Genomic DNA, 21,643 nt, shown 5'->3' on the forward strand with positions numbered 1-21,643 from the left:
GGGCTTCTCAGCCTTCGCCTGGGCGCATCGGGATGTCGCCCATGGCGTCGTCCTCGCGCAGACTGCGCGCGGCCTTCAGCAGTTCGACCGACAGGCCGCCGCCCTGGCCCGCAAAGCCGTTGGCGACGCCTTCGAGTGCGGTGGCCAGCCCGGTTTCGCCGTCGGCGCGCGCGTCCATGCTGATGTTGAGCACCCGGGCCGCCATCTGGCGGTAGGTGACGGCACCCGCGCCTTCGAGTGCGGCCACGAGGTCGAGGTAGAGCGCCAGGTTCAGGTCGAACACCAGTTTGGGCGTGATCTCGAAATCCTCGTTCTTGTTCTTGTCCATGGGGGAGCTCCTTTTTTCCTGAGCCTCCACTCTAGTCATAAAAACGCGCGGCTTCGTCGGACGAGAGCCATTCAGTCAGCGCGCGCGCGTGCCCATCACCGCCGCCGAGATGATGAGCACCGCGGCCAGGGCGATGCTCCCGGTCAGCGGTCGGCCCGTCACGAGCAGCAGCAGCGCCGTCGAGCCCAGCGGCGTGAGGTAGCTCAGGATGCCGATGCGCCGCGGATCGCCGCGCTTGAGCGCCATGTCCCAGACGAAGAAGGCTGCGCCGAGCGGACCGAGCCCGCACAGCGCGAGCAGCAGCCAGTCGTGGCCCGACAGTGCCACCGGCGCCTCGAGCACCGCATGGCAGGCCAGCGAGAGTGCGCCCGAGACCAGCCCGAACAGGCCGATGGCCGAGGTCGGAAACGCCGGCACGCGCTTTGTCCAGAGCGAGTAGCTGGCCCAGATGAAGGCCGAACCCAGTGCCGGCACGAAGCCCCAGTAGCCGTGGAGCGCCTCGGCGCCGCCGCCCGCGCCGCCGCGCGTGCCGAGGATCGCTACCGCCGCGCCCGCGAAGCCGAGCAATGCCGCCGCCACGTGCAGCAGCCGCAGCGACACGCCCGGCAGCAGCACCGGCGCAAGCACCACCATGAACAGCGGCCACAGGTAGTTGACGAGGTTGGCCTCGACCGGCGGCGCATGCCGCAGCGCGATGAACAGCAGGAAGTGGAAGCCGAAAAGGCCGTAGACGCCCAGCGCCAGCGTGCGCGGCGGCACGCGCCAGGCGGCCCGGTCGCGCAGCACCAGCGGCCAGCTCGGCATGCTGCCGATGATCAGTGCGAGCCCGGTCAGCAGGAACGGCGGCAGGTGCGACAGCGCGGTGCCGAGCGAAGCGAGCGTGGCCCAGAGCGCGATGGCGAGCAGGGCGTAAAAGGTGGCGGACATGAACGCCGAGGCTACGCCATGCGGTCGTCGCGAAATGACTGCACATCGTCGTGCAACGACGGTCTTGCTCCTTCCCGCCGTGCCCCCACCCCTGCCCTCCCCCAGCGGGGGAGGGAGGAAGGCAAAGTCAACGGCGCAGTGCGGCCGTCAGTGCCGACGGGGATCGGTAGCCCGTGCGGCGCGCCGTCTCGGCCACGCTCAGCCCCTCGCGCCGCAGTTCGCGCGCCTGCGCCAGCCGCAGCGATCGCAGCCAGTGCATCAGGCTCGTGTGCTGCTCCTCGCGGCAGCGTTGCGCCAGGTGGCTCGGGCTCAGGCAGGCCACGCGCGCCAGGTCGGCCACGGTGAGCGGCTCGTGCAGTCGCGCCCCGGCCCAGGCCGCGAGCGCGGCCCAGTCGATGCGGCGGCGGCGCGCAGCGGCGACCGGTGCATCGGGGCGCCAGGTTTCGAGCAGCAGCGCCGGCCCGTGCAGCAGAGCCTGCGAAAACGGCTGCGGCTCCTTGCGCAGGCAATGCGCGAGATAGCGCGCGAGCGCATGCAGCTGCGCCGGGTCGGACGGCGCCCGTCCGGCGCAATGCGCCCAATGCGCGTTCGGCGTGTCGAGCACCAAGCACGCGCTGCCGCCGCAGCGCGCCTCGAAGTCGTGCCGGTCGCCGGGCGCGATCACCTGCGCGGCGCCCACACCGATGCCCGCGCCGTGGCCCTCGACTTCGATCTGCAGCAGGCCCTCGAGGCCGATCAGCACCTGGAAATGGTCGTGCGCATGGCTGCCGCGCGACGGGCCGTAGTGGCGCACGGAAAGTTGGGGCGGGGTGGGCGTGTGCATGGCGGCAGGCAGGCGACCGATTGTCACGCCAGCCGCAGCAGCAGTGCCGAAATCCCCACCACCAGAAGAAACGGAATGCTGATGCGGTGGAACTCGCGCAGCCCGTGCGGCACCTTCGCAAGCCGCAGCGCGATCAGGTTGGCCAGCGAGCCGAGCACGAAGCCGAAACCGCCCACGCTCACGCCCGCCGCGAGCGCGGGCAGGTCGCGCACATGGCCGTCGAGCAGGATCGCAGCGGGCACGTTGCTGATGAGCTGCGAGGCGGCGATGGCCGCCAGATAGGCGCGCCAGCCTTCCGTGATCGGCCAGTGGTTCAGCAGCGCGTCCATGACCGGCAGCTCGGCGAGCTGCCGCAGGTCCACGAACATCAGCGCGATGATCGCGAGCAGTGCCCAGTCGACGTCGCGCAGCACGCGCGGATGGAACACCAGGAACGCAGCCAGCACCACGCCCAGCCCCGGCAGCAGCCAGCGGCGTTCGAGCGCAACGACGAAACCGACGAACAGCAGCGCCGCGAGGCCCAGCAGCTTCGGCTGCAGCGGCGCGGCCTCGGCCTGGGGCCGGAGCGCGACCGGCGTGCGCGGCACGAGCAGCCACACCGCCACGAACAGCCAGAACAGCATCACCGCGACCGTCGGCAGCATCATGCCCATGAAGGCCACGAAGCTTTCGCCGGACCGGTGCCAGAGGTAGAGGTTCTGCGGATTGCCGATCGGCGTGAGCGCCGAGCCCGCATTGACGGCCAGCGCCTCGAGCACCACGAGCCGCGCGAGCGGCAGGTGCGCCTGGGTCGCGAGCACGCGCGTGAGCGGCACCAGCAGGAACAGGCTCACGTCGTTGGTCACCAGCGCCGACAGCAGCGCCGCGCCGCCGGTCAGCCAGAGCGCGAGGCTGCGCTGGTCGTGCGTGCGGGCCAGCAGGCGCTGCGCGGCGGCCTGGAGCATGCCGCTCTTTTCCACGCCCTGGGTGATCGCGAGCAGGCCCGCGAGCGCTCCGATGGTCTGCCAGTCGACGAGCGCGAGCCAGTCCATCGGTGCGCGTGGCCGAAGCACCGCGAAAGCCACGGCCACCGCGGCCAGCACCCACAGCAACCCGTGGCCGCCGCCCTCGCGGGGCGGCCCGTCGCTCGCGTCAGCGCGCGAGCTCACGCAGCTCGCGCTTGAGCACCTTGCCGATCGCGCTGCGCGGCAGTTCGTCGATCAGGCGCAGGTCCGCGAGGCGCTGCGTCTTGCCGAGCTGGGCGTTGGTCCATTGCAGCAGTTCGCTCGCCGCGGTGCCGTCGCCCTCGCGGCGCACCACGAAAGCCACCGGTGTCTCGCCCCACTGTTCGGACGGCACGCCGACCACCGCGACGTCGGCCACGGCGGCATGGCCGCGCAGCACGGCCTCGAGGTCGCTCGGGTAGATGTTGAAGCCGCCGCTGATGATCATGTCCTTCTTGCGGTCGAACAGCGTCAGGAAGCCGTCGGCGTCGAAGCGGCCCACGTCGCCGGTGCGGATGAAACGCTTGCCCGTGGCGTCGAACCATTCGGCCTCGCGCGTCTTCTCGGGCTGGCGGTGGTAGCCGGTCATCATGCCGGCCGAGTGGCCCACCACCTCGCCTGCGGCCTCGGGGTCGTTGCGCGGCAGCTCGTTGCCGTCCTCGTCGATCAGGCGGATGTCGCTGCCCGTTGCCGGCTGCCCCACCGTGTGCAGCTTGGTCGGGTGCAGGTGCGCCTCGAGGATGCAGGTGCCGCCGCCTTCGGTCATGCCGTAGAACTCGATCAGCCCGCCGGGCCAGCGCGCGAGCACGTCGGCCTTGAGCGCCGCATTGAAAGGCGCGCTGGTACTGAACTTGAAGCGGAACGACGACAGGTCGTGCTCGCCGAAGCGCGGGTGCGCCATCAGGCGCTGGTATTGCACCGGCACGAGCATGGTGTGCGTCACGCGGTGCTTCTCGGCGAGCTGCAGGTAGCCGAGCGCGTCGAACTTGGGCATCAGCATCACGCAGCCGCCGAAGGCGATGGTCGGGAAGAACACCACCAGCGTGGTGTTGGAGTAGAGCGGCGTCGACAGCAGCGTGACGGTGTCGCTCCCGTATTCGTACTGGGCGCCGCGCTGCACATGGGCCCAGCGCATGCCGTGCCCCTGGACGATGCCCTTGGGCTCGCCCGTCGTGCCCGACGAATAGATGATGTTGAAGGGCGTCGAGGGCTGCACCTCGGCGGCGCGGAGCGTCGTGCCGGCCGGCGGGAGCCAGTCCTCGAGGTTGCACCCCGCCTGCGAGCCGTCTAGCGCCACGCGCAAAATGCCGTCCGGCTGCGCGGGGCCGACGACCTCGGCGGCCGAGGCGTCGGTGAAGAGAATGCGCGCGTCGGCGTCGGCGATCATGCGCGCCAGGCTGGCGGGCGTGGAGCCGGGCGCCAGCGGCGCGACCGCGACGCCCGCGCGCAGCGCACCGAGGAACACGGCCGCGTAGTGCACCGACGAGAGGGCGCAGACGGCGATCGCGTCGCCGGCCGTGAGGCCGTCGCGCTGCAGGCCGGCCGCGATGCGGTCCATCAGCGCGTCGAGCGCGCCGTAGCTCAACGTGTGCTGCGCATCGGCCAGCGCGGCGTGGTCGGGGGAATGTCGGGCATGGAGGCGAATCAGGTCGGCAATGGTGCCGAAGTCGCGTTCCATCAGGGCTTGAACAGCGGTGTGCATGGAGAGAATCAGTCCTTCATCTTGGCCAGCCGGCAGGATAGCGAAGAAGGACAGCGATCGGTGAGCCGCGCGCGACGGGCGCCCTGCGGCGGCCCGTCGCAACAAGGGCTCAGACGCCGGCCGCGTGCGCCTGCTGATCGGCGTGGTAGCTCGAGCGCACCATGGCGCCCACCGCCGCGTGCGAGAAGCCCATCTTGTAGGCCTCTTCCTCGAACATCTTGAAGGTGTCGGGGTGCACGTAGCGGCGCACCGGCAGGTGCGAGCCCGACGGCGACAGGTACTGGCCGATGGTCAGCATGTCGATGTCGTGCGCGCGCATGTCGCGCATCACCTGCAGGATCTCTTCGTCGGTCTCGCCCAGGCCCACCATGATGCCGCTCTTGGTCGGCACCTTCGGGTGCAGCGCCTTGAACTTCTTGAGCAGGTTCAGGCTGAACTGGTAGTCGCTGCCCGGGCGTGCTTCCTTGTAGAGGCGCGGCGCGGTCTCGAGGTTGTGGTTCATCACGTCGGGTGGCGCGAGCTTGAGGATCTCGAGCGCGCGGTCGTCGCGGCCGCGGAAGTCGGGCACCAGGATCTCGATCTGCGTCGCCGGCGAGAGCTCGCGCACGTTGCGGATGCAGTCGACGAAATGCTGGCTGCCGCCGTCGCGCAGGTCGTCGCGGTCGACGCTGGTGATCACCACGTACTTCAGGCGCAGCTTGGCGATGGTCTTGGCGAGGTTGAGCGGCTCGTCCTTGTCGAGCGGATCGGGGCGGCCGTGGCCCACGTCGCAGAACGGGCAGCGGCGCGTGCACTTGTCGCCCATGATCATGAAGGTGGCCGTGCCCTTGCCGAAGCATTCGCCGATGTTCGGGCACGAGGCTTCTTCGCAGACCGTGTGCAGGTTGCTCTCGCGCAGGATCTGCTTGATCTCGTAGAAGCGCGTAGTGGGGCTGCCGGCCTTCACCCGGATCCACTCGGGCTTCTTGAGCACTTCGCCGCCCTGGACCACCTTGACGGGAATCCGCGAGAGCTTGGCCGCGGCCTTCTGCTTGGCCATCGGGTTGTAGTTTTCGGCGCTTTGCGCCTCTCGCACGACGGGTGCGGGAACGGCTTCGGTGGTGGTGCTCATTGGCGTGTCAACGTGCCAGGTAGGTGGCGAGCTTCTGGCTCAGCACCCGGGCAGCGTCTTCCCATGTGGTTTGGACCCCGATTGTAGAAAGATCGACCGTTTGCAGCCCGGCGTAGCCGCAAGGGTTGATGCGCGAGAAGGGTTCGAGGTCCATGCCGACGTTGAGCGCCACCCCGTGGTAGGTGGCGTGGCGGCTCACCTTGATGCCCAGCGCGGCGATCTTGCCGAGGCCGCGAAACGGTTCGGCCGCGGGCCGCGGGCCGGTCAGCGCCGCGTGCGAGAACGGGTCGTCGAGCCGTACGTAGATGCCCGGCGCGCCCGCGACGCGGTGCCCGGTCACGCCGAAATGCGCCAGCGTGCGCAGCACGGATTCCTCGATGCGGTAGACGTACTCCTTCACGTAGTAGCCCGCGCGCCGCAGGTCGATCAGCGGATAGGCGACCACCTGGCCCGGGCCATGGAAGGTCACCTGCCCGCCGCGGTCGGTCTGCACCACGGGGATGTCGCCGGGCGCGAGGATGTGGTCCTGCCGGCCCGCGATCCCCTGCGTGAAGACGGGCTCGTGCTCGCAGAGCCAGAGCGCGTCGGGCGTTGCGGGGTGGCGCTCGTGCGTGAACCGGCGCATGGCCTCGTAGGTGGCCGCGTAGTCGGCGCGGCCGAGCCATTGCACCTCGATGGCCACGCCGGCCGCGTCCGCCGCGCGTTCTGCGGTCCCGGCGGTCATCGCGTCAAAGGACGACCTTTACCATCGGATGGCTCGACAGCGCGCGGTACAGGTCGTCGAGCTGCTCGCGGCTGGTGGCGGTCACGGTGATCGTGACGCCCAGGTAGTTGCCGGCCTTGCTGTTGCGCAACTCGACCGTGGTGGCGTCGAAAGCCGGGTCGAAGCGTTCGGCGATCTGGGTCACGGCATGCACGAAGCCGTCGGCCTTGGCGCCCATGACCTTGATCGGGAACTGCGACGGGTACTCGATCAGCGACTCCTTGCGCGGGTCGGGAGCGGCCGTGGTGCCGGTGTCGGTGATGCTGATGTCGTTCATGCGGTGGTCGCTCCTTGTGTTGGGTGCTGCTGTCGGGCGTTGCGCTGCTTGGCCTCTTGATAGGCTGCATACAAGGCTTGGTAGATGGGGCCGGGGCGGCCATTTCCAATGGGCTGGCCGTCGAGCGTGGAGACCGGCAGCACTTCCTTGGTGGCCGACGACAGCAGCAACTCGTCGGCGGCGAACACCTCGTCGCGCGCGATGCGGCGCAGCGCGAACGGAATGCCGTGCTCGGCGCACAGGCGCTCGAGCAGGCCGTAGCGGATGCCGGTCAGCACCAGGTTGTCCTTGGGCGGCCCCAGCAGGCTGCCGTCCTTCACGATCCAGACGTTGCTCGACGAGGCTTCGCTGAGCCATTCGTCGCGGAACATGACGGTTTCGGCGGCGCCGGCCTCGACGCTGATCTGACGCGCCAGCACCGCGCCCAGGAGGCTGGTGCTCTTGATGTGGGCCTTCTGCCAGCGGAAGTCGGCCGCGCTCACGCAGGCCACGCCCTTGGCGCGCACCGCATCGGCCACGGGCGGCAGCGGATTCACCATCACGAACACCGTGGGGCGAATGCCGCGGGTCATGCCATGTTCGCGCGGCGCCACGCCGCGCGTCACCTGGAAGTACACGGATTGCGGCGCCTCGCCGCCCGGCGCGACCAGCCGCATCACGATGTCGCGCCATTCGGCCAGCGAGAGCGGGTTGGCGATCTGCAGTTCGGCCAGCGAGCGGTCGAGCCGCGCCATGTGTTCTTCGAAGCAGAAGGGCTGGCCGTGGTAGACCGGGACGACTTCGTAGATGCCGTCGCCGAAGATGAAGCCGCGGTCGAGAACGCTGACCTTCGCGTCCTTCAGGGCGGTGTATTCGCCGTCGAGGTAGCAGGTGGTGGAGGGGAGAGCGGCGGTGAGGGGATGCATGCCGGAATTATCGGCCGGTCCCCCTGGCGGCGCTGTGGCCGGGTTGGCTTCCGGGTGGCATGCAGCGACCCTTTTTCAAACGTGAGGCCTGAAGTGGCCGAGGCGCCTGGGTTTCTACTTATAATCAATGGCTTTGTTAAATTCCCGGCTGACAGCGCGAGCGGCATTCCAATGACAACCAACGCTCCCGTCTCCGAGATCGATGCCGAAGTCTCCGACTTCAAGCCACTGACCGCCGAGGAGGCGCAGCGGCTTCGCGAGAAAAATCCCGAATTGTCGCCCTGGTGGGTGATTGGGGCCCAGGTGGCCGTGGGATTGCTTGTGGCTGGAGCGGCATGGATCTGGACGCAGCGCATCGGCGCGGCGGTCTCGGGTTTTTATGGGGCCATGGCGGTGGCGATCCCGGCGGCGTTGTTCGTCCGGGGTGTGCGCAGGGCGGGTGTTGCCGTTGCGCAGTCTGCGGCCATGTTGAGGTTTTTTGTGTGGGAGATGATCAAGATCGGACTGACCGTGGCCTTGCTGGCCGCAGCGCCGTGGCTGATCGAGGGCATCAACTGGCTGGCCTTGGTGGCTGGCGTGGTGGCCGCCATGAAGATGTACTGGGTGGCGCTGTTGGTGCGGCCCGGGTTGTTGAACCGGATTTGACTGTTTAAGAAGAGACGCTGAAAGATGGCCGCCGAAGGAAACGCCCCGACCGCGAGTGAATACATCGTTCACCACCTCCAGCACTGGCAAGTTGACTGGAGCCTCAATCCCGTCGTCCAGAAGGCGATCGTCGACTTCAACGTCATCAACCTCGACTCCGTGCTCTATGCGCTGACCGTGGGCGCGTTGGGTTGCTTCGTGCTGTGGCTCGCCGCGCGCAAGGCCACGCCCGGCGTGCCCGGGCGCTTCCAGGCGGCCGTCGAGATCCTGGTCGAGATGGTCGACAACCAGGCCAAGGCCAACATCCGCAATGCCAAGAGCCGGCAGTTCATCGCGCCATTGGCGCTCACGGTGTTCGTCTGGATCTTCCTGCTGAACGCCATGGACCTGCTGCCGGTCGACCTGCTGCCTTCGCTCTGGGCCAAGGCCTACGAGGCCGCCGGTCACGATCCGCACCATGCCTACATGCGCGTCGTGCCCACGGCCGACCTCTCCACCACGCTCGGCCTGTCGACCTCGGTGCTGCTGCTGTGCCTGTTCTACAGCGTCAAGATCAAGGGTCTGGGCGGCTGGGGCCATGAGCTCATCACGGCGCCATTCGGTGCCCACCCGGTGCTCTGGCCCATCAACCTGCTGATGCAGGTCATCGAATACCTCGCAAAGACCGTCTCGCACGGCATGCGGTTGTTCGGCAACATGTATGCGGGTGAACTCGTTTTCATGCTGATCGCGCTCATGGGTGGCGCGATGGCAGCCTCGTTCTCGGGAGTGATGTTGCCGATCGGGCACGTCGTTGCCGGTACCGTCTGGGCGATCTTCCACATCCTGGTGATCACGCTTCAGGCATTCATTTTCATGATGCTGACCTTGATCTATCTCGGCCAGGCTCATGAAGCGCATTGAGTTCCCCTTTTTCTTTTCGTTTGCTTTCAATCTGTCCTAAGGAGTCATCATGGAAAACGTTCTCGGTCTCGTCGCTCTGGCTTGTGGTTTGATCGTCGGTCTCGGCGCGATCGGTGCTTCCATCGGTATCGCGCTGATGGGCGGCAAGTTCCTCGAGGCATCGGCTCGTCAACCCGAGCTCATGAACGACCTGCAGACCAAGATGTTCATCTTGGCCGGTCTGATCGACGCCGCATTCCTGATCGGTGTGGCCATCGCGCTGCTGTTCGCCTTCGCCAACCCGTTCATCGCCGCGCTGCCGAAGTAATTCCGTTCAACGCCACTCCAGAAAGGTGTTGCCGTGAGTATCAACGCGACCCTGTTCGTTCAGGCCATCGTCTTCCTGCTGCTTGTGCTGTTCACGATGAAGTTCGTGTGGCCGCCGATTGCGAAGGCCCTGGACGAACGAGCACAAAAGATCGCTGCGGGCCTGGCGGCCGCCGAGAAGGCCAAGGCCGAACTGGCCTCCGCCAACCAGCGCGTCGAGCAGGAACTGGTGGCGTCTCGCAACGAGACCACCAGCCGCCTGGCCGACGCCGACCGCCGTGCCCAGCAGATCATCGAAGAGGCCAAGAGCCGCGCCACCGAGGAGGCCAACAAGATCGTGGCCGCCGCGCGCGACGAGGCCGAGCAGCAATCCGTGCGTGCGCGTGAGGCGCTGCGCGAGCAGGTGGCCGCACTGGCCGTCAAGGGTGCCGAGCAGATTCTCCGTAAGGAAGTCAATGCCGGCGTTCATGCCGACCTGCTCAACCGCCTGAAGACCGAGCTCTGAGGACGACATGGCCGAACTCGCGACCATCGCCCGTCCCTACGCCGAAGCGCTGTTCAAGGCCTGCGTCGCAGACCTCGACGGCACGGCCGGCTGGCTCGACCCGCTGACGGCCATTGCCGGCAATCCGCAGCTCCTGCAGTTCGCTGCCAATCCGAAGGTGCCGCCCGAGCAGGTGTTCGAGCTGGTCACCGGGATGTTGAAGCAGCCGCTGCCGGAGGCGGGCAAGAACTTTCTGCGCACCGTTATCGACAACGGCCGGCTCGCCACGCTGCCCGAAGTGGCGCTGCAGTTCCGTGTCCTGTGCAATGCGCGCAGCGGGGCTGCCGATGCCGTGGTCTACAGCGCTTTCCCGATCGACGACGCAGCGCTGGCCGAAGTGGGCGCGGCGCTGGAGCGGCGCTTTGGGCGCCAGCTCACGACACGGGTCGAACTCGACCCCTCGCTGATCGGCGGCATCCGCGCCGTGGTCGGCGACGAAGTGCTCGACACTTCGGTCAAGGCGCGCCTCGAACAAATGAAAGCGGCGCTGACCGCCTGAGGGCGGGCGGCAGCCAGTTGGCCCCATTTACAGAAAGAAGGAAAGAGTCATGCAACTCAATCCCGCAGAAATTTCCGAACTGATCAAGAGCCGCATCGAGGGTCTGGGCGTCAGCGCCAACATCCGCAATGAAGGCTCCGTGGTCTCGGTGACCGACGGCATCGTGCGCGTGCACGGCCTGTCCGACGCGATGCAGGGCGAAATGCTCGAGTTCCCCCCGAGCCCCGACGGCACGCCGTCGTTCGGCCTGGCGCTGAACCTCGAGCGCGACTCGGTCGGCGCCGTGATCCTGGGCGAGTACGAGCACATCTCCGAAGGCGACACGGTCAAGTGCACCGGCCGCATCCTGGAAGTGCCCGTCGGCCCCGAACTCATCGGCCGCGTCGTCAACGCGCTGGGCCAGCCGATCGACGGCAAGGGCCCGATCAACGCCAAGATGACCGACGTGATCGAGAAGGTCGCCCCGGGCGTGATCGCCCGCAAGTCGGTCGACCAGCCGCTGCAGACCGGCCTCAAGTCCATCGACTCGATGGTGCCGATCGGCCGTGGCCAGCGCGAGCTGATCATCGGCGACCGCCAGACTGGCAAGACGGCCGTGGCCATCGACGCGATCATTGCCCAGAAGGGCCAGGGCGTGACCTGCATCTACGTCGCCATCGGCCAGAAGGCGTCGTCGATCAAGAACGTGGTGCGTTCGCTCGAGCAGGCCGGTGCCATGGACTACACGATCGTGGTGGCCGCCTCGGCCTCCGAATCGGCGGCCATGCAGTACGTGTCGGCCTATTCGGGCTGCACGATGGGCGAGTACTTCCGCGACCGTGGCCAGGACGCGCTGATCGTCTATGACGACCTGTCGAAGCAGGCCGTGGCCTACCGCCAGGTTTCGCTGCTGCTGCGCCGCCCGCCGGGCCGCGAAGCCTATCCCGGCGACGTGTTCTATCTCCACAGCCGCCTGCTCGAGCGCGCAGCCCGCGTGAACGCCGACTACGTCGAAGCCTTCACCAAGGGTGAAGTCAAGGGCAAGACCGGCTCGCTGACCGCGCTGCCGATCATCGAGACGCAGGCCGGCGACGTGTCCGCGTTCGTGCCGACGAACGTGATCTCGATCACCGACGGCCAGATCTTCCTGGAAACCAGCCTGTTCAACGCAGGCATTCGCCCCGCCATCAACGCCGGTATCTCGGTGTCGCGCGTGGGTTCGGCGGCACAGACCAAGATCATCAAGAGCCTGTCGGGCGGTATCCGTACCGACCTCGCGCAGTACCGCGAGCTGGCTGCGTTCGCGCAGTTCGCTTCCGACCTGGACGAAGCCACCCGCAAGCAGCTCGACCGCGGTGCCCGCGTGACCGAACTGCTCAAGCAGGCCCAGTACAGCCCGCTGCCGATCTCGCTGATGGGCGCGACGCTGTTCGCCGTGAACAAGGGTTTCATGGACGACCTGGACATCAAGAAGGTTCTGCCCTTCGAGCATGGCCTGCACCAGTTCCTGAAGACCAGCCACGCGGCCCTGCTCGACAAGATCGAGCAAGCCAAGGCACTCGACAAGGATGCCGAGGCCGAACTGACGAGCGCGATCACCGCGTTCAAGAAGTCGTTCGCCTGATGAAGAACTGGCTCACCCCCGAAGCGGCCTTCGGCCGTTTCCCCCTCGAGGGGGCGCAGCCAATGGCCCGGCAAAGCCGGTTCCACGGCTGCCCCGCGAAGAAGCTCAGGAGCTAAAAAGATGGCTGCAGGTAAAGAGATTCGCGGCAAGATCAAATCGGTGGAAAACACCAAGAAGATCACCAAGGCCATGGAAATGGTCTCGGTCTCCAAGATGCGCAAGGCGCAGGAGCGCATGCGCGCGGCACGCCCCTACAGCGAGAAGATCCGCAACATCGCGGCCAACCTGGGCCAGGCGAATCCCGAGTACGTTCACACGTTCATGAAGACGAACGAGGCCAAGGCCATCGGCTTCATCATCGTGACGAGCGACAAGGGCCTGTGCGGCGGGCTGAACACCAACCTGTTGCGCGCCGTGACGACCAAGTTGCGCGAGGCGCAGGCCGCGGGCGTTGCGATCGAGACGGTGGCCATCGGCGGCAAGGGCCTGGGCTTCCTGAACCGCGTCGGCGCACGCGTGGTGGCGAACGTCACCCATCTGGGCGACACGCCGCACCTCGACAAGCTCATCGGGCCGGTCAAGACCCTGCTCGACGCGTACGCCGAGGGCAAGCTGTCGGCCGTGTACCTGTGCTACACGAAGTTCATCAACACCATCAAGCAGGAGCCGGTGGTCGAACACCTGCTGCCGCTGGCGGCGGACTCGCTCCAGGTGCAGGAAGGCCATCACTCGTGGGACTACATCTACGAGCCCGATCCCGAGAGCGTCATCGACGAACTGCTGGTGCGCTACGTGGAGTCGCTGGTCTACCAGGCCGTGGCCGAGAACATGGCTTCCGAGCACTCTGCGCGCATGGTGGCCATGAAGGCTGCGACCGACAACGCAGGCAACGTGATCAGCGAACTCAAGCTGGTCTACAACAAGACCCGCCAGGCCGGCATCACGAAGGAGCTTTCCGAGATCGTGTCCGGCGCGGCTGCCGCGGCCGGGGTCTGATCGCATCGATCTGAAATCAAGGGTGCCGGCCTGGCCGGCATTCTTGCAAAAGCGGCCCGCAATGGCACAAGGACGCTTCTGCAAGAACCTGTCGCAACATTATTGAGATCCAGAAGGAATCGCCATGGCTGAAGGAAAAATTGTCCAATGTATCGGCGCCGTGGTCGACGTGGAGTTCCCGCGTGACCAGATGCCCAAGGTGTACGACGCCTTGAAGCTCGAGGGCAGCGCGCTGACCCTTGAAGTGCAGCAGCAGCTCGGCGACGGCGTGGTGCGCACCATTGCGCTCGGCTCGTCCGACGGCCTGCGCCGCGGCCTCATGGTCAAGAACACCGGCGCGCCCATCACCGTGCCGGTCGGCAAGGCCACGCTCGGCCGCATCATGGACGTGCTGGGCTCGCCCATCGACGAGCGCGGCCCGGTCGGCCAGGAACTCACCGCCTCGATCCACCGCAAGGCGCCCGCGTACGACGAACTCTCGCCTTCGCAAGACCTGCTGGAAACCGGCATCAAGGTGATCGACCTCGTGTGCCCGTTCGCCAAGGGCGGCAAGGTGGGCCTGTTCGGCGGCGCCGGCGTGGGCAAGACCGTGAACATGATGGAACTCATCAACAACATCGCCAAGGCACACTCGGGCCTGTCGGTGTTCGCCGGTGTGGGTGAACGTACCCGCGAGGGCAACGACTTCTATCACGAGATGGCCGACTCCGGCGTCGTGAACCTCGAGAAGCTCGAGGAGTCGAAAGTGGCCATGGTCTACGGCCAGATGAACGAGCCCCCGGGCAACCGTCTGCGCGTGGCGCTGACCGGCCTGACGATCGCCGAGTCGTTCCGCGACGAAGGCCGCGACGTGCTGTTCTTCGTGGACAACATCTACCGCTACACGCTGGCCGGTACCGAAGTGTCGGCACTGCTGGGCCGCATGCCTTCGGCCGTGGGCTACCAGCCGACGCTGGCCGAGGAAATGGGCCGCCTGCAAGAGCGGATCACCTCGACCAAGGTCGGCTCGATCACCTCGATCCAGGCCGTGTACGTGCCGGCCGACGACTTGACCGACCCGTCGCCCGCCACCACCTTCGCCCACCTGGACTCCACCGTGGTGCTGTCGCGCGACATCGCCTCGCTCGGTATCTACCCCGCTGTGGACCCGCTCGATTCGACCTCGCGCCAGCTCGACCCGAACGTGGTCGGCGAAGAGCACTACAACGTGGCCCGCGCCGTGCAAGGCACGCTGCAGCGCTACAAGGAACTGCGCGACATCATCGCGATTCTCGGCATGGACGAGCTTGCGCCCGACGACAAGCTGGCCGTGGCCCGTGCCCGCAAGATCCAGCGTTTCCTGTCGCAGCCGTTCCACGTGGCCGAAGTGTTCACGGGCTCGCCCGGCAAGTACGTGCCGCTGTCGGAAACCATCCGTGGCTTCAAGATGATCGTGAACGGCGAAGCCGACCACCTGCCGGAACAAGCGTTCTACATGGTCGGCACGATCGACGAGGCTTTCGAGAAGGCCAAGAAAGTCGCCTAAGGCGACGCAGGAACGCACATGGCAAACACCATTCACGTCGACGTGGTCAGCGCGGAAGAGTCGATCTTCTCGGGCGAGGCCACGTTCGTCGCGCTGCCCGGTGAAGCCGGCGAGCTCGGCATCTACCCGCGCCACACCCCGCTGATCACGCGCATCCGCCCCGGTGCGGTGCGCATCGAGACGGCCGACGGCGGCGAGGAATTCGTCTTCGTGGCTGGCGGCATCCTCGAAGTGCAGCCCGGCACGGTCACCGTGCTGTCCGACACCGCAATCCGCGGCAAGGACCTCGACGACGAGAAGGCCAACCAGGCCCGTGCTGCCGCCGAGGAAGCGCTCAAGAATGCCAAGAGCGACATCGACATCGCGATGGCGCAATCCGAGCTGGCGGTCATGGCCGCCCAGATCGCGGCACTGCGCAAGTACCGCCAGAAGAAGTAGCCGGTCACCGGCTCGAACATGAAAAGCCGCCTCCGGGCGGCTTTTTTGCGTCTGGCCTCATGGGGCCCGGATCGAAACCAGCTTTGGCCTGAAATAGATCGAAGTTAAGCCTTGTCTGGCTGAAGCGCCGCGCCTAGTATTCGCCGCCAGACGACAAGAGAACACCGGAGACATCACGCGTGGCACGCTGGAGTGGCATTACCGCCGATGAAATGCGGCTGCTGGAAACGACCTTCTGGTCGGCCGGCGGCTCGCGCCATGCCATGGCCGAGCAGCTCGGCTTCTCCAAGAGCAAGGCCAACGCGCTGATCGCGGGCCTCGTCGACCAGGGCCTGCTCGCCGAAGCGGGCCTGCAGCGCTCGTCGGGTGGGCGGCGTGCCGAGAACCTGCAACTGCATGCCGGGCTCGGCGTGCTGGTCGGCATCGACATCGGCGCCACCAGCCTCGACGTGGCCGTGCTGCGGCCCGACCTCACGGTGCTTGCGCAGCACGAAGAGCCCGCCGACGTGCGCGAGGGTCCGGCCGTGGTGCTGGCGCGCGTGCGCACGCTGATGCGCGAACTGCTCGCCCGCTGCGACGCGGGCGCCAAGGACGTGCTGGGCATCGGCATCGGCGTGCCCGGCCCCGTCAACTTCGACATCGGCCAGCTCGTGAACCCGCCGCTCATGCCGGCTTGGGACAGTTTCTCGATCCGCGACTACCTGCGCGAAGATTATGCGGCGCCCGTCTTCGTCGACAACGACGTGAACCTGATGGCCCTCGGCGAACTCTGGCAGCGCAAGCGCTCGCTCAGCAACTTCCTCGTGATCAAGATCGGCACCGGCATCGGCTGCGGCATCGTCTGCCATGGCGAGGTGTACCGCGGCGCGGCCGGGTCGGCCGGCGACGTGGGCCACATCTGCGTCGACCAGGAAGGGCCGCGCTGCCATTGCGGCAACCTCGGCTGCGTCGAGGCGATGGCCGCCGGCCCCGCGATCACGCGCATGGCGGTGCAAGCGGCCGAAGCCGGCGAAAGCGACATGCTCGCCGCATGCCTGCGCGAACGCGGCCGCATCGACGCGGTCGACGTCGGTCAGGCCAGCCGCGCCGGCGACACCGCGGCCAACGGCATCATCCAGCGTGCCGGCAACCTGATCGGCCAGATGCTCGCTTCCGTCGTCAATTTCTTCAATCCGTCGCATGTGTTCATCGGCGGCGGCATCACGCGGATCGGGCCGCTGTTTCTCGCGGCCGTGCGGCAGAGCGTGTACCAGCGCTCGCTCGCGCTGTCGACGCGGCACCTGGAGATCCAGTACACGCCGCTCGGCACGCAGGGCGGGCTGATCGGCGCCGGTGTGCTCGCCATGCACGAGACGCTCAAGGTCCGGGGGGTGGCGCCATGACCGCTGCGGGTGCGACGAACGGCAGCGTCGCCGTCGAGTTCGATGGCGTGGTGAAGGCCTTTGGCCCGGTGCAGGTGCTGCACGGCGTGAGTTTTGCGCTCCAGCCGGGCAAGGTCTACGGCCTGCTCGGCGAGAACGGCGCGGGCAAGTCCACGCTGATGAAGATCCTCTCGGGCTACGAAAGCCTGAGCGGCGGCACGTTGCGGGTCAACGGCGAGGCGCGCAGCTTTACAGGCTCGCGCGATGCCGAAGCGCTCGGCATCGTGCTGATCCATCAGGAGTTCAACCTCGCCGAAGACCTCAGCGTGGCGCAGAACATCTTCCTCGGCCACGAAAGGAAGAAGGGGCTTTTCCTCGACGACGCGGGCATGGAGCGCGAGGCCGCCGCCGCGCTCGCGGCCGTCGGCCTGGCCATCGATCCGCGCACCAAGGTGCGCCGGCTCATCGTGGCCGAGAAGCAGCTCGTCGAGATCGCCAAGGCCATCGCGCGGCGCGCGCGGCTCCTGATCATGGACGAGCCGACCGCCACGCTGACGCCCGGCGAGACCGAGCGCCTCTTCAAGCTCATTGCGCAGCTGCGCGCCGACGGCGTGACCATCGTCTACATCTCGCACAAGCTCGACGAGGTGGAGCGCGTGACCGACGAGGTGATCGTGATGCGCGACGGCCGCTTCGTGGCGCAGGCGGCCACGGCCGAGGTCTCGCGCCAGAAGATGGCCAACCTCATGGTGGGCCGGGAGCTCGCCGACCTGTACCCGCCGCGCGACCCGGTGCACACGCACAGCGCGCCGGCGATGCGCGTGCGCGGCTTCAGCGTGCCCGGCTGGGCACAGGACATCGGCTTCGAGGTGCGCGCCGGCGAGATCCTCGGCTTCGCGGGCCTGGTCGGCGCCGGCCGCACCGAGCTGTTCGAGGGGTTGCTCGGCCTGCGGCCCGCGAGCGGCGAGGTCGAGATGCTCGGCCGCCCGGTGCCCCACGGCAGGGGCTGGCGCAATCCGCGCGATGCGGCGAAGCACGGCCTTACCTACCTGAGCGAAGACCGCAAGGGCAAAGGCCTGCACGTGGATTTCGGCCTGCGCCAGAACCTCACGCTGATGGCGCTGGAGCGCTACGCGACGCCATGGCTCAAGCCCGACGCCGAGCGCGGCGCGCTCGCCGAGGCCGTGAAGGACTACGGCATCCGTACCGGCTCGCTCGACGTGCGCGCCTCGTCGCTTTCGGGCGGCAACCAGCAGAAACTCGCGCTCGCCAAGGTGCTGCAGCCGAAGCCGAAGGTGGTGGTGCTCGACGAGCCCACGCGCGGCGTCGACGTGGGCGCCAAGCGCGACATCTATTTCCTGATCCAGCGATTGGCCCGTGAAGGGCTCGCGGTGATCGTCGTCTCGTCGGAGCTGATGGAGCTGATCGGCCTGTGCCACCGCGTTGCGGTGATGCGCGCAGGCCGACTGGTCGCCACGCTCGACGCGGGCCAACTGACAGAAGAGGAGCTCATCGCTCATGCCACCGGAACAGCAGACACCTCCGCCGCAGCCTGAAGGCGGGCAGCACCGCGGCCAGGGCCGGACGCGCTGGACCGAGCACCTGCACGGGCTCGGTCCGGTCATCGGGCTCGCGCTGCTGTGCATCGCCGGCACGCTGCTCAACAGCGACTTCGCCACCGTCGACAACGCGATGAACGTGCTCACGCGCACGGCCTTCATCGGCATCATCGCGGTGGGCATGTGCTTCGTGATCATCTCGGGCGGCATCGACCTGTCGGTGGGTTCGATGGCCGCGCTCATCGCGGGCAGCGTGATCATGTTCATCAACTGGGCCGGTCCGGCCTCGGGCTCGCCGCTGATGGCGGTGGTGATGGGCGCGGTGCTCGCAGTGGTGCTCGGTGCGCTGTTCGGGCTGGCGCACGGGCTGCTCATCACCAAGGGGCGCATCGAACCCTTCATCGTGACGTTGGGCACGCTGGGCATCTTTCGCGCCTACCTCACATTTTTTGCGGACGGCGGCGCGCTCACGCTCGACAACGACCTGTCCGACCTCTACGCGCCGGTGTACTACGCAAGCCTTGCGGGCGTGCCGGTGCCCGTGTGGGTGTTCGTGGCCGTGGCGATCGTCGGCGGCGTGATCCTCAACCGCACGGCCTACGGACGCTACGTGCAGGCCATCGGCTCGAACGAACAGGTTGCGCGTTATGCCGCCGTCGACGTTGACCGCGTGAAGATCATGACCTACATGCTGCTCGGCGTGTGCGTGGGCATCGCCACATTGCTCTATGTGCCGCGCCTCGGTTCGGCGTCGCCCACCACGGGCCTGCTCTGGGAGCTCGAGGCGATCGCCGCGGTGATCGTCGGCGGCACCGCGCTCAAGGGCGGCGCGGGCAGCATCACGGGCACTGTCGTGGGCGCCATCCTGCTCTCGGTCATCAGCAACATCCTGAACCTCACCAGCATCATCAGCGTGTACCTCAACGCCGCGGTGCAGGGCTTCGTGATCATCATCGTCGCGTTCCTGCAGCGCGGACGCCGCTAGTTCTCGTGAGTTCGTTCCTTTCCCGTTCCATTCCACCCACCAAGAGGAGACATCCAGCATGACGACTTTCACCCGACGCCTCGCACTCACGGCAGTTGCCGCTGCGGCGTTCGCCAGCCTGCCCGCACTCGCCGCCGAGAAGGTCAACCTCGGCGTTTCGATCCCCGCAGCCACGCACAGCTTCATGGGCGGCATCAACTACTGGGCCAACCAGGCGAAGAAGGACCTCGAGAAGCAGCACAAGGACCTGAAGATCACGATCAAGACCGCGGCCAACGCGCCCGAGCAGGCCAACCAGCTGCAAGATCTCTCGACCGTCACCAAGATCAACGCGCTGGTGGTGTTTCCGTTCGAATCGGCCGCGCTGACCAAGCCAGTGGCGCAGGTCAAGGCCAAGGGCGCCTACGTGACCGTGGTCGACCGCGGCCTGACCGACACGAGCGCGCAGGACGCCTACGTGGCCGGCGACAACACGGCCTTCGGCCGTATTCCGGCCGAGTACATCGTCAAGCAGCTCGGCGGCAAGGGCAACGTGGTCGCGCTGCGCGGCATTGCCACCACGCTCGACAACGAGCGCATGGACGCCTTCAACGCCGTGCTCAAGAACCATCCGGACATCAAGCTGCTCGACGCCAAGTACGCCAACTGGAACCGCGACGACGCCTTCAAGGTCACGCAGGACTACCTCACGCGCTTCAAGCAGATCGACGCGATCTGGGCCGCCGACGACGACATGGCCGTGGGCGTGCTCAAGGCCATCGAGCAGGCCAAGCGCGACGACATCAAGATCGTGTTCGGCGGCGCGGGCGCCAAGGGCATGGTCAAGACCATCATGGACGGCAAGGACAAGCGCATCGGCGCCGACGTGAGCTACTCGCCCAAGTTCATCTACGACGCGATCAAGCTCACGGCTGAAGCGCGGCTGAAGGGCGAGAAGCTGCCCGCGACGACGATCATTCCCTCGGTGCTGATCACCAAGGAGAACGCGAAGGACTTCTACCATCCGAACTCTCCCTTCTGAATGCCATCGGCCCAGTGGCCGATCGCTTCACTCCCTCTCCCTCCGGGAGAGGGTCGGGGTGAGGGCGGCAGCGATGGCAAACGCCGTGCGCGCGCCAGCGCCGATGCCCTCACCCTAACCCTCTCCCAGAGGGAGAGGGAACAACGACCAAGCCAGCAAGATCGAGAAGATTGATGAGCGACACACCCCTTCGCAAGCTCCGCGCTGCCATGGTCGGCGGCGGCCGCGACGCCTTCATCGGCGCCGTGCACCGCAAGGCCATGGCGCTCGACGGCCAGATCACGCTCGTCGCGGGCGCGCTGTCGTCGAGCCCCGAGAAGGCGCGCGCGTCGGGCGCCGACCTCGGCCTTGCCGACGACCGCAACCACGGCGACTGGCAGGCGCTTCTAGCCGACGAGCTGGCGCGGCCCGCGGACGAGCGCATCGATTTCGTCTCGATCGTCACGCCGAACCACGTGCACTTTCCAGTGGCGCAGGCCTTCGTCGAGGCCGGCTTCCACGTGGTGTGCGACAAGCCGCTCGTGCACACGCGCGCGCAGGCCGATGCGCTGGTGGCGAGCGTGGCGAAGCAGGGCACGGTCTTCGGCGTGACCTACAACTACACCGGCTACCCGATGGTGCGCCAGGCGCGCGAGATGGTGCGCTCAGGCCAACTCGGTGAGATCCGCAAGATCGTCGTCGAATACAACCAGGGTTGGCTCGCGAGCCAGCTCGAAGGCAGCGGCAACAAGCAGGCCGACTGGCGCACCGACCCCGCGAAGAGCGGCGCCGCGGGCGCCATCGGCGACATCGGCTCGCATGCCGAGAACCTCGTCTCAAGCGTCACCGGCCTCGAGATCGAGAGCCTCTGCGCCGACCTCGGTGCGCTGGTGCCGGGCCGCATGCTCGACGACGACGGCAGCCTGTTGCTGCGCTTCCGGGGCGGCGCGCGCGGCGTGCTGATCGCCTCGCAGATCAACACCGGCCTCGAGAACGACCTGCGCCTGCGCATCTCGGGCACGCTCGGCACGCTCGCCTGGCGGCAGGAGCAGCCGAGCCAGCTCGTGCACCTGCCGCACGACGGGCCAAAGCGCATCCTCACGCGCGGCGCGCCCTGGCTCTGCGAATCGGCGCAGCGCGCGAGCCGGCTGCCGGCCGGCCATCCCGAAGGCTTCATCGAGGCCTTCGCCAACATCTATGCCGGCGTGGCCGCCGACATCCGTGCGCGCCTCGCCGGCCAGCCGGCCGATGCCCTCGCGGCCGACTATCCGCGCGTGGAAGACGGCGCACGCGGCGTGCGCTTCATCGAGCGCACCGTGGCCTCGGCGGCGAGCGACGCGAAGTGGACCGCCTGGTAGCGCCTGCGGGCCGCGGCTGGTAGGGGGCAAGTAGGCGCCGGCCCACACCGCATCGCGGCCGAGCTTCGGCGGCAAGACAGCCCTGCGGCGCCTACGATGGCG

23 protein-coding genes are annotated in these 21,643 nt (G+C 67.4%); 14 read left to right on the top strand and 9 right to left on the bottom strand.

All coding sequences use genetic code 11. The annotated features are described in order from the left end of the window. Window positions 1-7 precede the first annotated feature (7 nt). The 9 genes from AC3A6G_RS15825 to AC3A6G_RS15865 form a co-directional block, all read right to left on the bottom strand. Window positions 8-328: a hypothetical protein gene (locus AC3A6G_RS15825; RefSeq protein WP_487862472.1), complete on the bottom strand. Its 321-nt coding sequence runs from the start codon at window positions 326-328 to the stop codon at window positions 8-10. 75 nt (window positions 329-403) lie between these two features. Further along, entirely contained in the window at window positions 404-1,255 is an 852-nt protein-coding gene (locus AC3A6G_RS15830; RefSeq protein ID WP_487865964.1) for a DMT family transporter, read from the bottom strand. A 127-nt stretch (window positions 1,256-1,382) separates the two neighbouring features. Next, window positions 1,383-2,078, bottom strand: coding sequence for a helix-turn-helix transcriptional regulator (locus tag AC3A6G_RS15835; protein WP_487874018.1), 696 nt, complete (start codon window positions 2,076-2,078; stop codon window positions 1,383-1,385). Between the two features lie 23 nt (window positions 2,079-2,101). Further along, window positions 2,102-3,226 carry an SLC13 family permease gene (locus AC3A6G_RS15840; RefSeq protein WP_487874019.1) on the bottom strand — a complete coding sequence of 375 codons (1,125 nt, stop codon included), beginning with the start codon at window positions 3,224-3,226 and terminating at the stop codon, window positions 2,102-2,104. Next, window positions 3,210-4,739, bottom strand: coding sequence for a class I adenylate-forming enzyme family protein (locus tag AC3A6G_RS15845; protein ID WP_487862550.1), 1,530 nt, complete (start codon window positions 4,737-4,739; stop codon window positions 3,210-3,212). The genes AC3A6G_RS15840 and AC3A6G_RS15845 overlap by 17 nt, the downstream gene beginning before the upstream one ends. A 133-nt stretch (window positions 4,740-4,872) precedes the next feature. Then, entirely contained in the window at window positions 4,873-5,874 is a 1,002-nt protein-coding gene (lipA, locus tag AC3A6G_RS15850; RefSeq protein WP_487865967.1) for a lipoyl synthase, read from the bottom strand. Window positions 5,875-5,881: 7 nt separating this feature from the next. Next, window positions 5,882-6,598, bottom strand: coding sequence for a lipoyl(octanoyl) transferase LipB (gene lipB / locus AC3A6G_RS15855; RefSeq protein ID WP_487874020.1), 717 nt, complete (start codon window positions 6,596-6,598; stop codon window positions 5,882-5,884). A gap of 4 nt (window positions 6,599-6,602) precedes the next feature. Next, on the bottom strand, window positions 6,603-6,914 hold the full coding sequence (locus AC3A6G_RS15860; protein WP_487862478.1) for a YbeD family protein: 312 nt from the start codon (window positions 6,912-6,914) through the stop codon (window positions 6,603-6,605). Then, entirely contained in the window at window positions 6,911-7,819 is a 909-nt protein-coding gene (locus AC3A6G_RS15865) for a D-amino acid aminotransferase (protein ID WP_487862479.1), read from the bottom strand. Before AC3A6G_RS15865 ends, AC3A6G_RS15860 begins: the two co-directional genes overlap by 4 nt. Before the next feature lie 171 nt (window positions 7,820-7,990). Between AC3A6G_RS15865 and AC3A6G_RS15870 the strand changes: the two genes are divergently transcribed. The 14 genes from AC3A6G_RS15870 to AC3A6G_RS15935 all read left to right on the top strand — a co-directional run bounded on the left by AC3A6G_RS15870 (window position 7,991) and on the right by AC3A6G_RS15935 (window position 21,541). Beyond that, a complete protein-coding gene (locus tag AC3A6G_RS15870; protein ID WP_487862480.1) occupies window positions 7,991-8,464 on the top strand; it encodes an ATP synthase subunit I in 474 nt (157 codons plus the stop codon). A gap of 24 nt (window positions 8,465-8,488) precedes the next feature. Beyond that, window positions 8,489-9,367 carry a F0F1 ATP synthase subunit A gene (atpB, locus tag AC3A6G_RS15875; RefSeq protein ID WP_487862481.1) on the top strand — a complete coding sequence of 293 codons (879 nt, stop codon included), beginning with the start codon at window positions 8,489-8,491 and terminating at the stop codon, window positions 9,365-9,367. A gap of 49 nt (window positions 9,368-9,416) precedes the next feature. Next, window positions 9,417-9,674, top strand: coding sequence for a F0F1 ATP synthase subunit C (gene atpE, locus AC3A6G_RS15880; RefSeq protein WP_487862482.1), 258 nt, complete (start codon window positions 9,417-9,419; stop codon window positions 9,672-9,674). 33 nt (window positions 9,675-9,707) lie between these two features. Next, window positions 9,708-10,178 (top strand): F0F1 ATP synthase subunit B, encoded by a 471-nt coding sequence (locus tag AC3A6G_RS15885; protein WP_487862483.1) that lies wholly within the window; start codon window positions 9,708-9,710, stop codon window positions 10,176-10,178. Window positions 10,179-10,185: 7 nt separating this feature from the next. Then, window positions 10,186-10,716 (top strand): F0F1 ATP synthase subunit delta, encoded by a 531-nt coding sequence (locus AC3A6G_RS15890; protein WP_487865971.1) that lies wholly within the window; start codon window positions 10,186-10,188, stop codon window positions 10,714-10,716. Between the two features lie 49 nt (window positions 10,717-10,765). Beyond that, window positions 10,766-12,319, top strand: coding sequence for a F0F1 ATP synthase subunit alpha (gene atpA, locus AC3A6G_RS15895; RefSeq protein ID WP_487862485.1), 1,554 nt, complete (start codon window positions 10,766-10,768; stop codon window positions 12,317-12,319). A 120-nt stretch (window positions 12,320-12,439) separates the two neighbouring features. Continuing rightward, entirely contained in the window at window positions 12,440-13,315 is an 876-nt protein-coding gene (gene atpG / locus AC3A6G_RS15900; protein ID WP_487862486.1) for a F0F1 ATP synthase subunit gamma, read from the top strand. Window positions 13,316-13,439: 124 nt separating this feature from the next. After that, window positions 13,440-14,840 (top strand): F0F1 ATP synthase subunit beta, encoded by a 1,401-nt coding sequence (gene atpD, locus AC3A6G_RS15905; protein WP_487862487.1) that lies wholly within the window; start codon window positions 13,440-13,442, stop codon window positions 14,838-14,840. Between the two features lie 18 nt (window positions 14,841-14,858). Continuing rightward, the gene (locus AC3A6G_RS15910) at window positions 14,859-15,278 is read left to right on the top strand and encodes a F0F1 ATP synthase subunit epsilon (RefSeq protein ID WP_487862488.1); all 420 of its coding nucleotides are present in this window, start codon (window positions 14,859-14,861) and stop codon (window positions 15,276-15,278) included. 212 nt (window positions 15,279-15,490) lie between these two features. Then, entirely contained in the window at window positions 15,491-16,660 is a 1,170-nt protein-coding gene (locus tag AC3A6G_RS15915) for an ROK family protein (RefSeq protein ID WP_487862551.1), read from the top strand. Further along, window positions 16,657-18,195, top strand: coding sequence for a sugar ABC transporter ATP-binding protein (locus AC3A6G_RS15920; protein WP_487865972.1), 1,539 nt, complete (start codon window positions 16,657-16,659; stop codon window positions 18,193-18,195). The genes AC3A6G_RS15915 and AC3A6G_RS15920 overlap by 4 nt, the downstream gene beginning before the upstream one ends. Further along, the gene (locus AC3A6G_RS15925) at window positions 18,158-19,183 is read left to right on the top strand and encodes an ABC transporter permease (RefSeq protein WP_487865973.1); all 1,026 of its coding nucleotides are present in this window, start codon (window positions 18,158-18,160) and stop codon (window positions 19,181-19,183) included. Before AC3A6G_RS15920 ends, AC3A6G_RS15925 begins: the two co-directional genes overlap by 38 nt. Window positions 19,184-19,241: 58 nt before the next feature. Beyond that, window positions 19,242-20,204, top strand: coding sequence for a substrate-binding domain-containing protein (locus tag AC3A6G_RS15930; protein WP_487862491.1), 963 nt, complete (start codon window positions 19,242-19,244; stop codon window positions 20,202-20,204). Between the two features lie 173 nt (window positions 20,205-20,377). Next, window positions 20,378-21,541, top strand: a complete 1,164-nt coding sequence (locus AC3A6G_RS15935; RefSeq protein WP_487874021.1) for a Gfo/Idh/MocA family protein — start codon at window positions 20,378-20,380, stop codon at window positions 21,539-21,541. Window positions 21,542-21,643 lie beyond the last annotated feature (102 nt).

Source organism: Variovorax sp. Soil_C_26, from assembly GCF_057657075.1.

Coding starts and splice junctions, on each gene's coding strand:
- atpD (WP_487862487.1), top strand. CDS start 13,440: ATGGCTGAAGGAAAAATTGTCCAATGTATCGGCGCCGTGGTCGACGTG.
- atpE (WP_487862482.1), top strand. CDS start 9,417: ATGGAAAACGTTCTCGGTCTCGTCGCTCTGGCTTGTGGTTTGATCGTC.
- AC3A6G_RS15825 (WP_487862472.1), bottom strand. CDS start 328: ATGGACAAGAACAAGAACGAGGATTTCGAGATCACGCCCAAACTGGTG.
- AC3A6G_RS15935 (WP_487874021.1), top strand. CDS start 20,378: ATGAGCGACACACCCCTTCGCAAGCTCCGCGCTGCCATGGTCGGCGGC.
- AC3A6G_RS15930 (WP_487862491.1), top strand. CDS start 19,242: ATGACGACTTTCACCCGACGCCTCGCACTCACGGCAGTTGCCGCTGCG.
- AC3A6G_RS15920 (WP_487865972.1), top strand. CDS start 16,657: ATGACCGCTGCGGGTGCGACGAACGGCAGCGTCGCCGTCGAGTTCGAT.
- AC3A6G_RS15845 (WP_487862550.1), bottom strand. CDS start 4,739: ATGGAACGCGACTTCGGCACCATTGCCGACCTGATTCGCCTCCATGCC.
- lipA (WP_487865967.1), bottom strand. CDS start 5,874: ATGAGCACCACCACCGAAGCCGTTCCCGCACCCGTCGTGCGAGAGGCG.
- atpB (WP_487862481.1), top strand. CDS start 8,489: ATGGCCGCCGAAGGAAACGCCCCGACCGCGAGTGAATACATCGTTCAC.
- AC3A6G_RS15870 (WP_487862480.1), top strand. CDS start 7,991: ATGACAACCAACGCTCCCGTCTCCGAGATCGATGCCGAAGTCTCCGAC.
- AC3A6G_RS15910 (WP_487862488.1), top strand. CDS start 14,859: ATGGCAAACACCATTCACGTCGACGTGGTCAGCGCGGAAGAGTCGATC.
- AC3A6G_RS15915 (WP_487862551.1), top strand. CDS start 15,491: ATGCGGCTGCTGGAAACGACCTTCTGGTCGGCCGGCGGCTCGCGCCAT.
- atpA (WP_487862485.1), top strand. CDS start 10,766: ATGCAACTCAATCCCGCAGAAATTTCCGAACTGATCAAGAGCCGCATC.
- AC3A6G_RS15925 (WP_487865973.1), top strand. CDS start 18,158: ATGCCACCGGAACAGCAGACACCTCCGCCGCAGCCTGAAGGCGGGCAG.
- AC3A6G_RS15835 (WP_487874018.1), bottom strand. CDS start 2,078: ATGCACACGCCCACCCCGCCCCAACTTTCCGTGCGCCACTACGGCCCG.
- lipB (WP_487874020.1), bottom strand. CDS start 6,598: ATGACCGCCGGGACCGCAGAACGCGCGGCGGACGCGGCCGGCGTGGCC.
- AC3A6G_RS15830 (WP_487865964.1), bottom strand. CDS start 1,255: ATGTCCGCCACCTTTTACGCCCTGCTCGCCATCGCGCTCTGGGCCACG.
- AC3A6G_RS15890 (WP_487865971.1), top strand. CDS start 10,186: ATGGCCGAACTCGCGACCATCGCCCGTCCCTACGCCGAAGCGCTGTTC.
- atpG (WP_487862486.1), top strand. CDS start 12,440: ATGGCTGCAGGTAAAGAGATTCGCGGCAAGATCAAATCGGTGGAAAAC.
- AC3A6G_RS15860 (WP_487862478.1), bottom strand. CDS start 6,914: ATGAACGACATCAGCATCACCGACACCGGCACCACGGCCGCTCCCGAC.
- AC3A6G_RS15865 (WP_487862479.1), bottom strand. CDS start 7,819: ATGCATCCCCTCACCGCCGCTCTCCCCTCCACCACCTGCTACCTCGAC.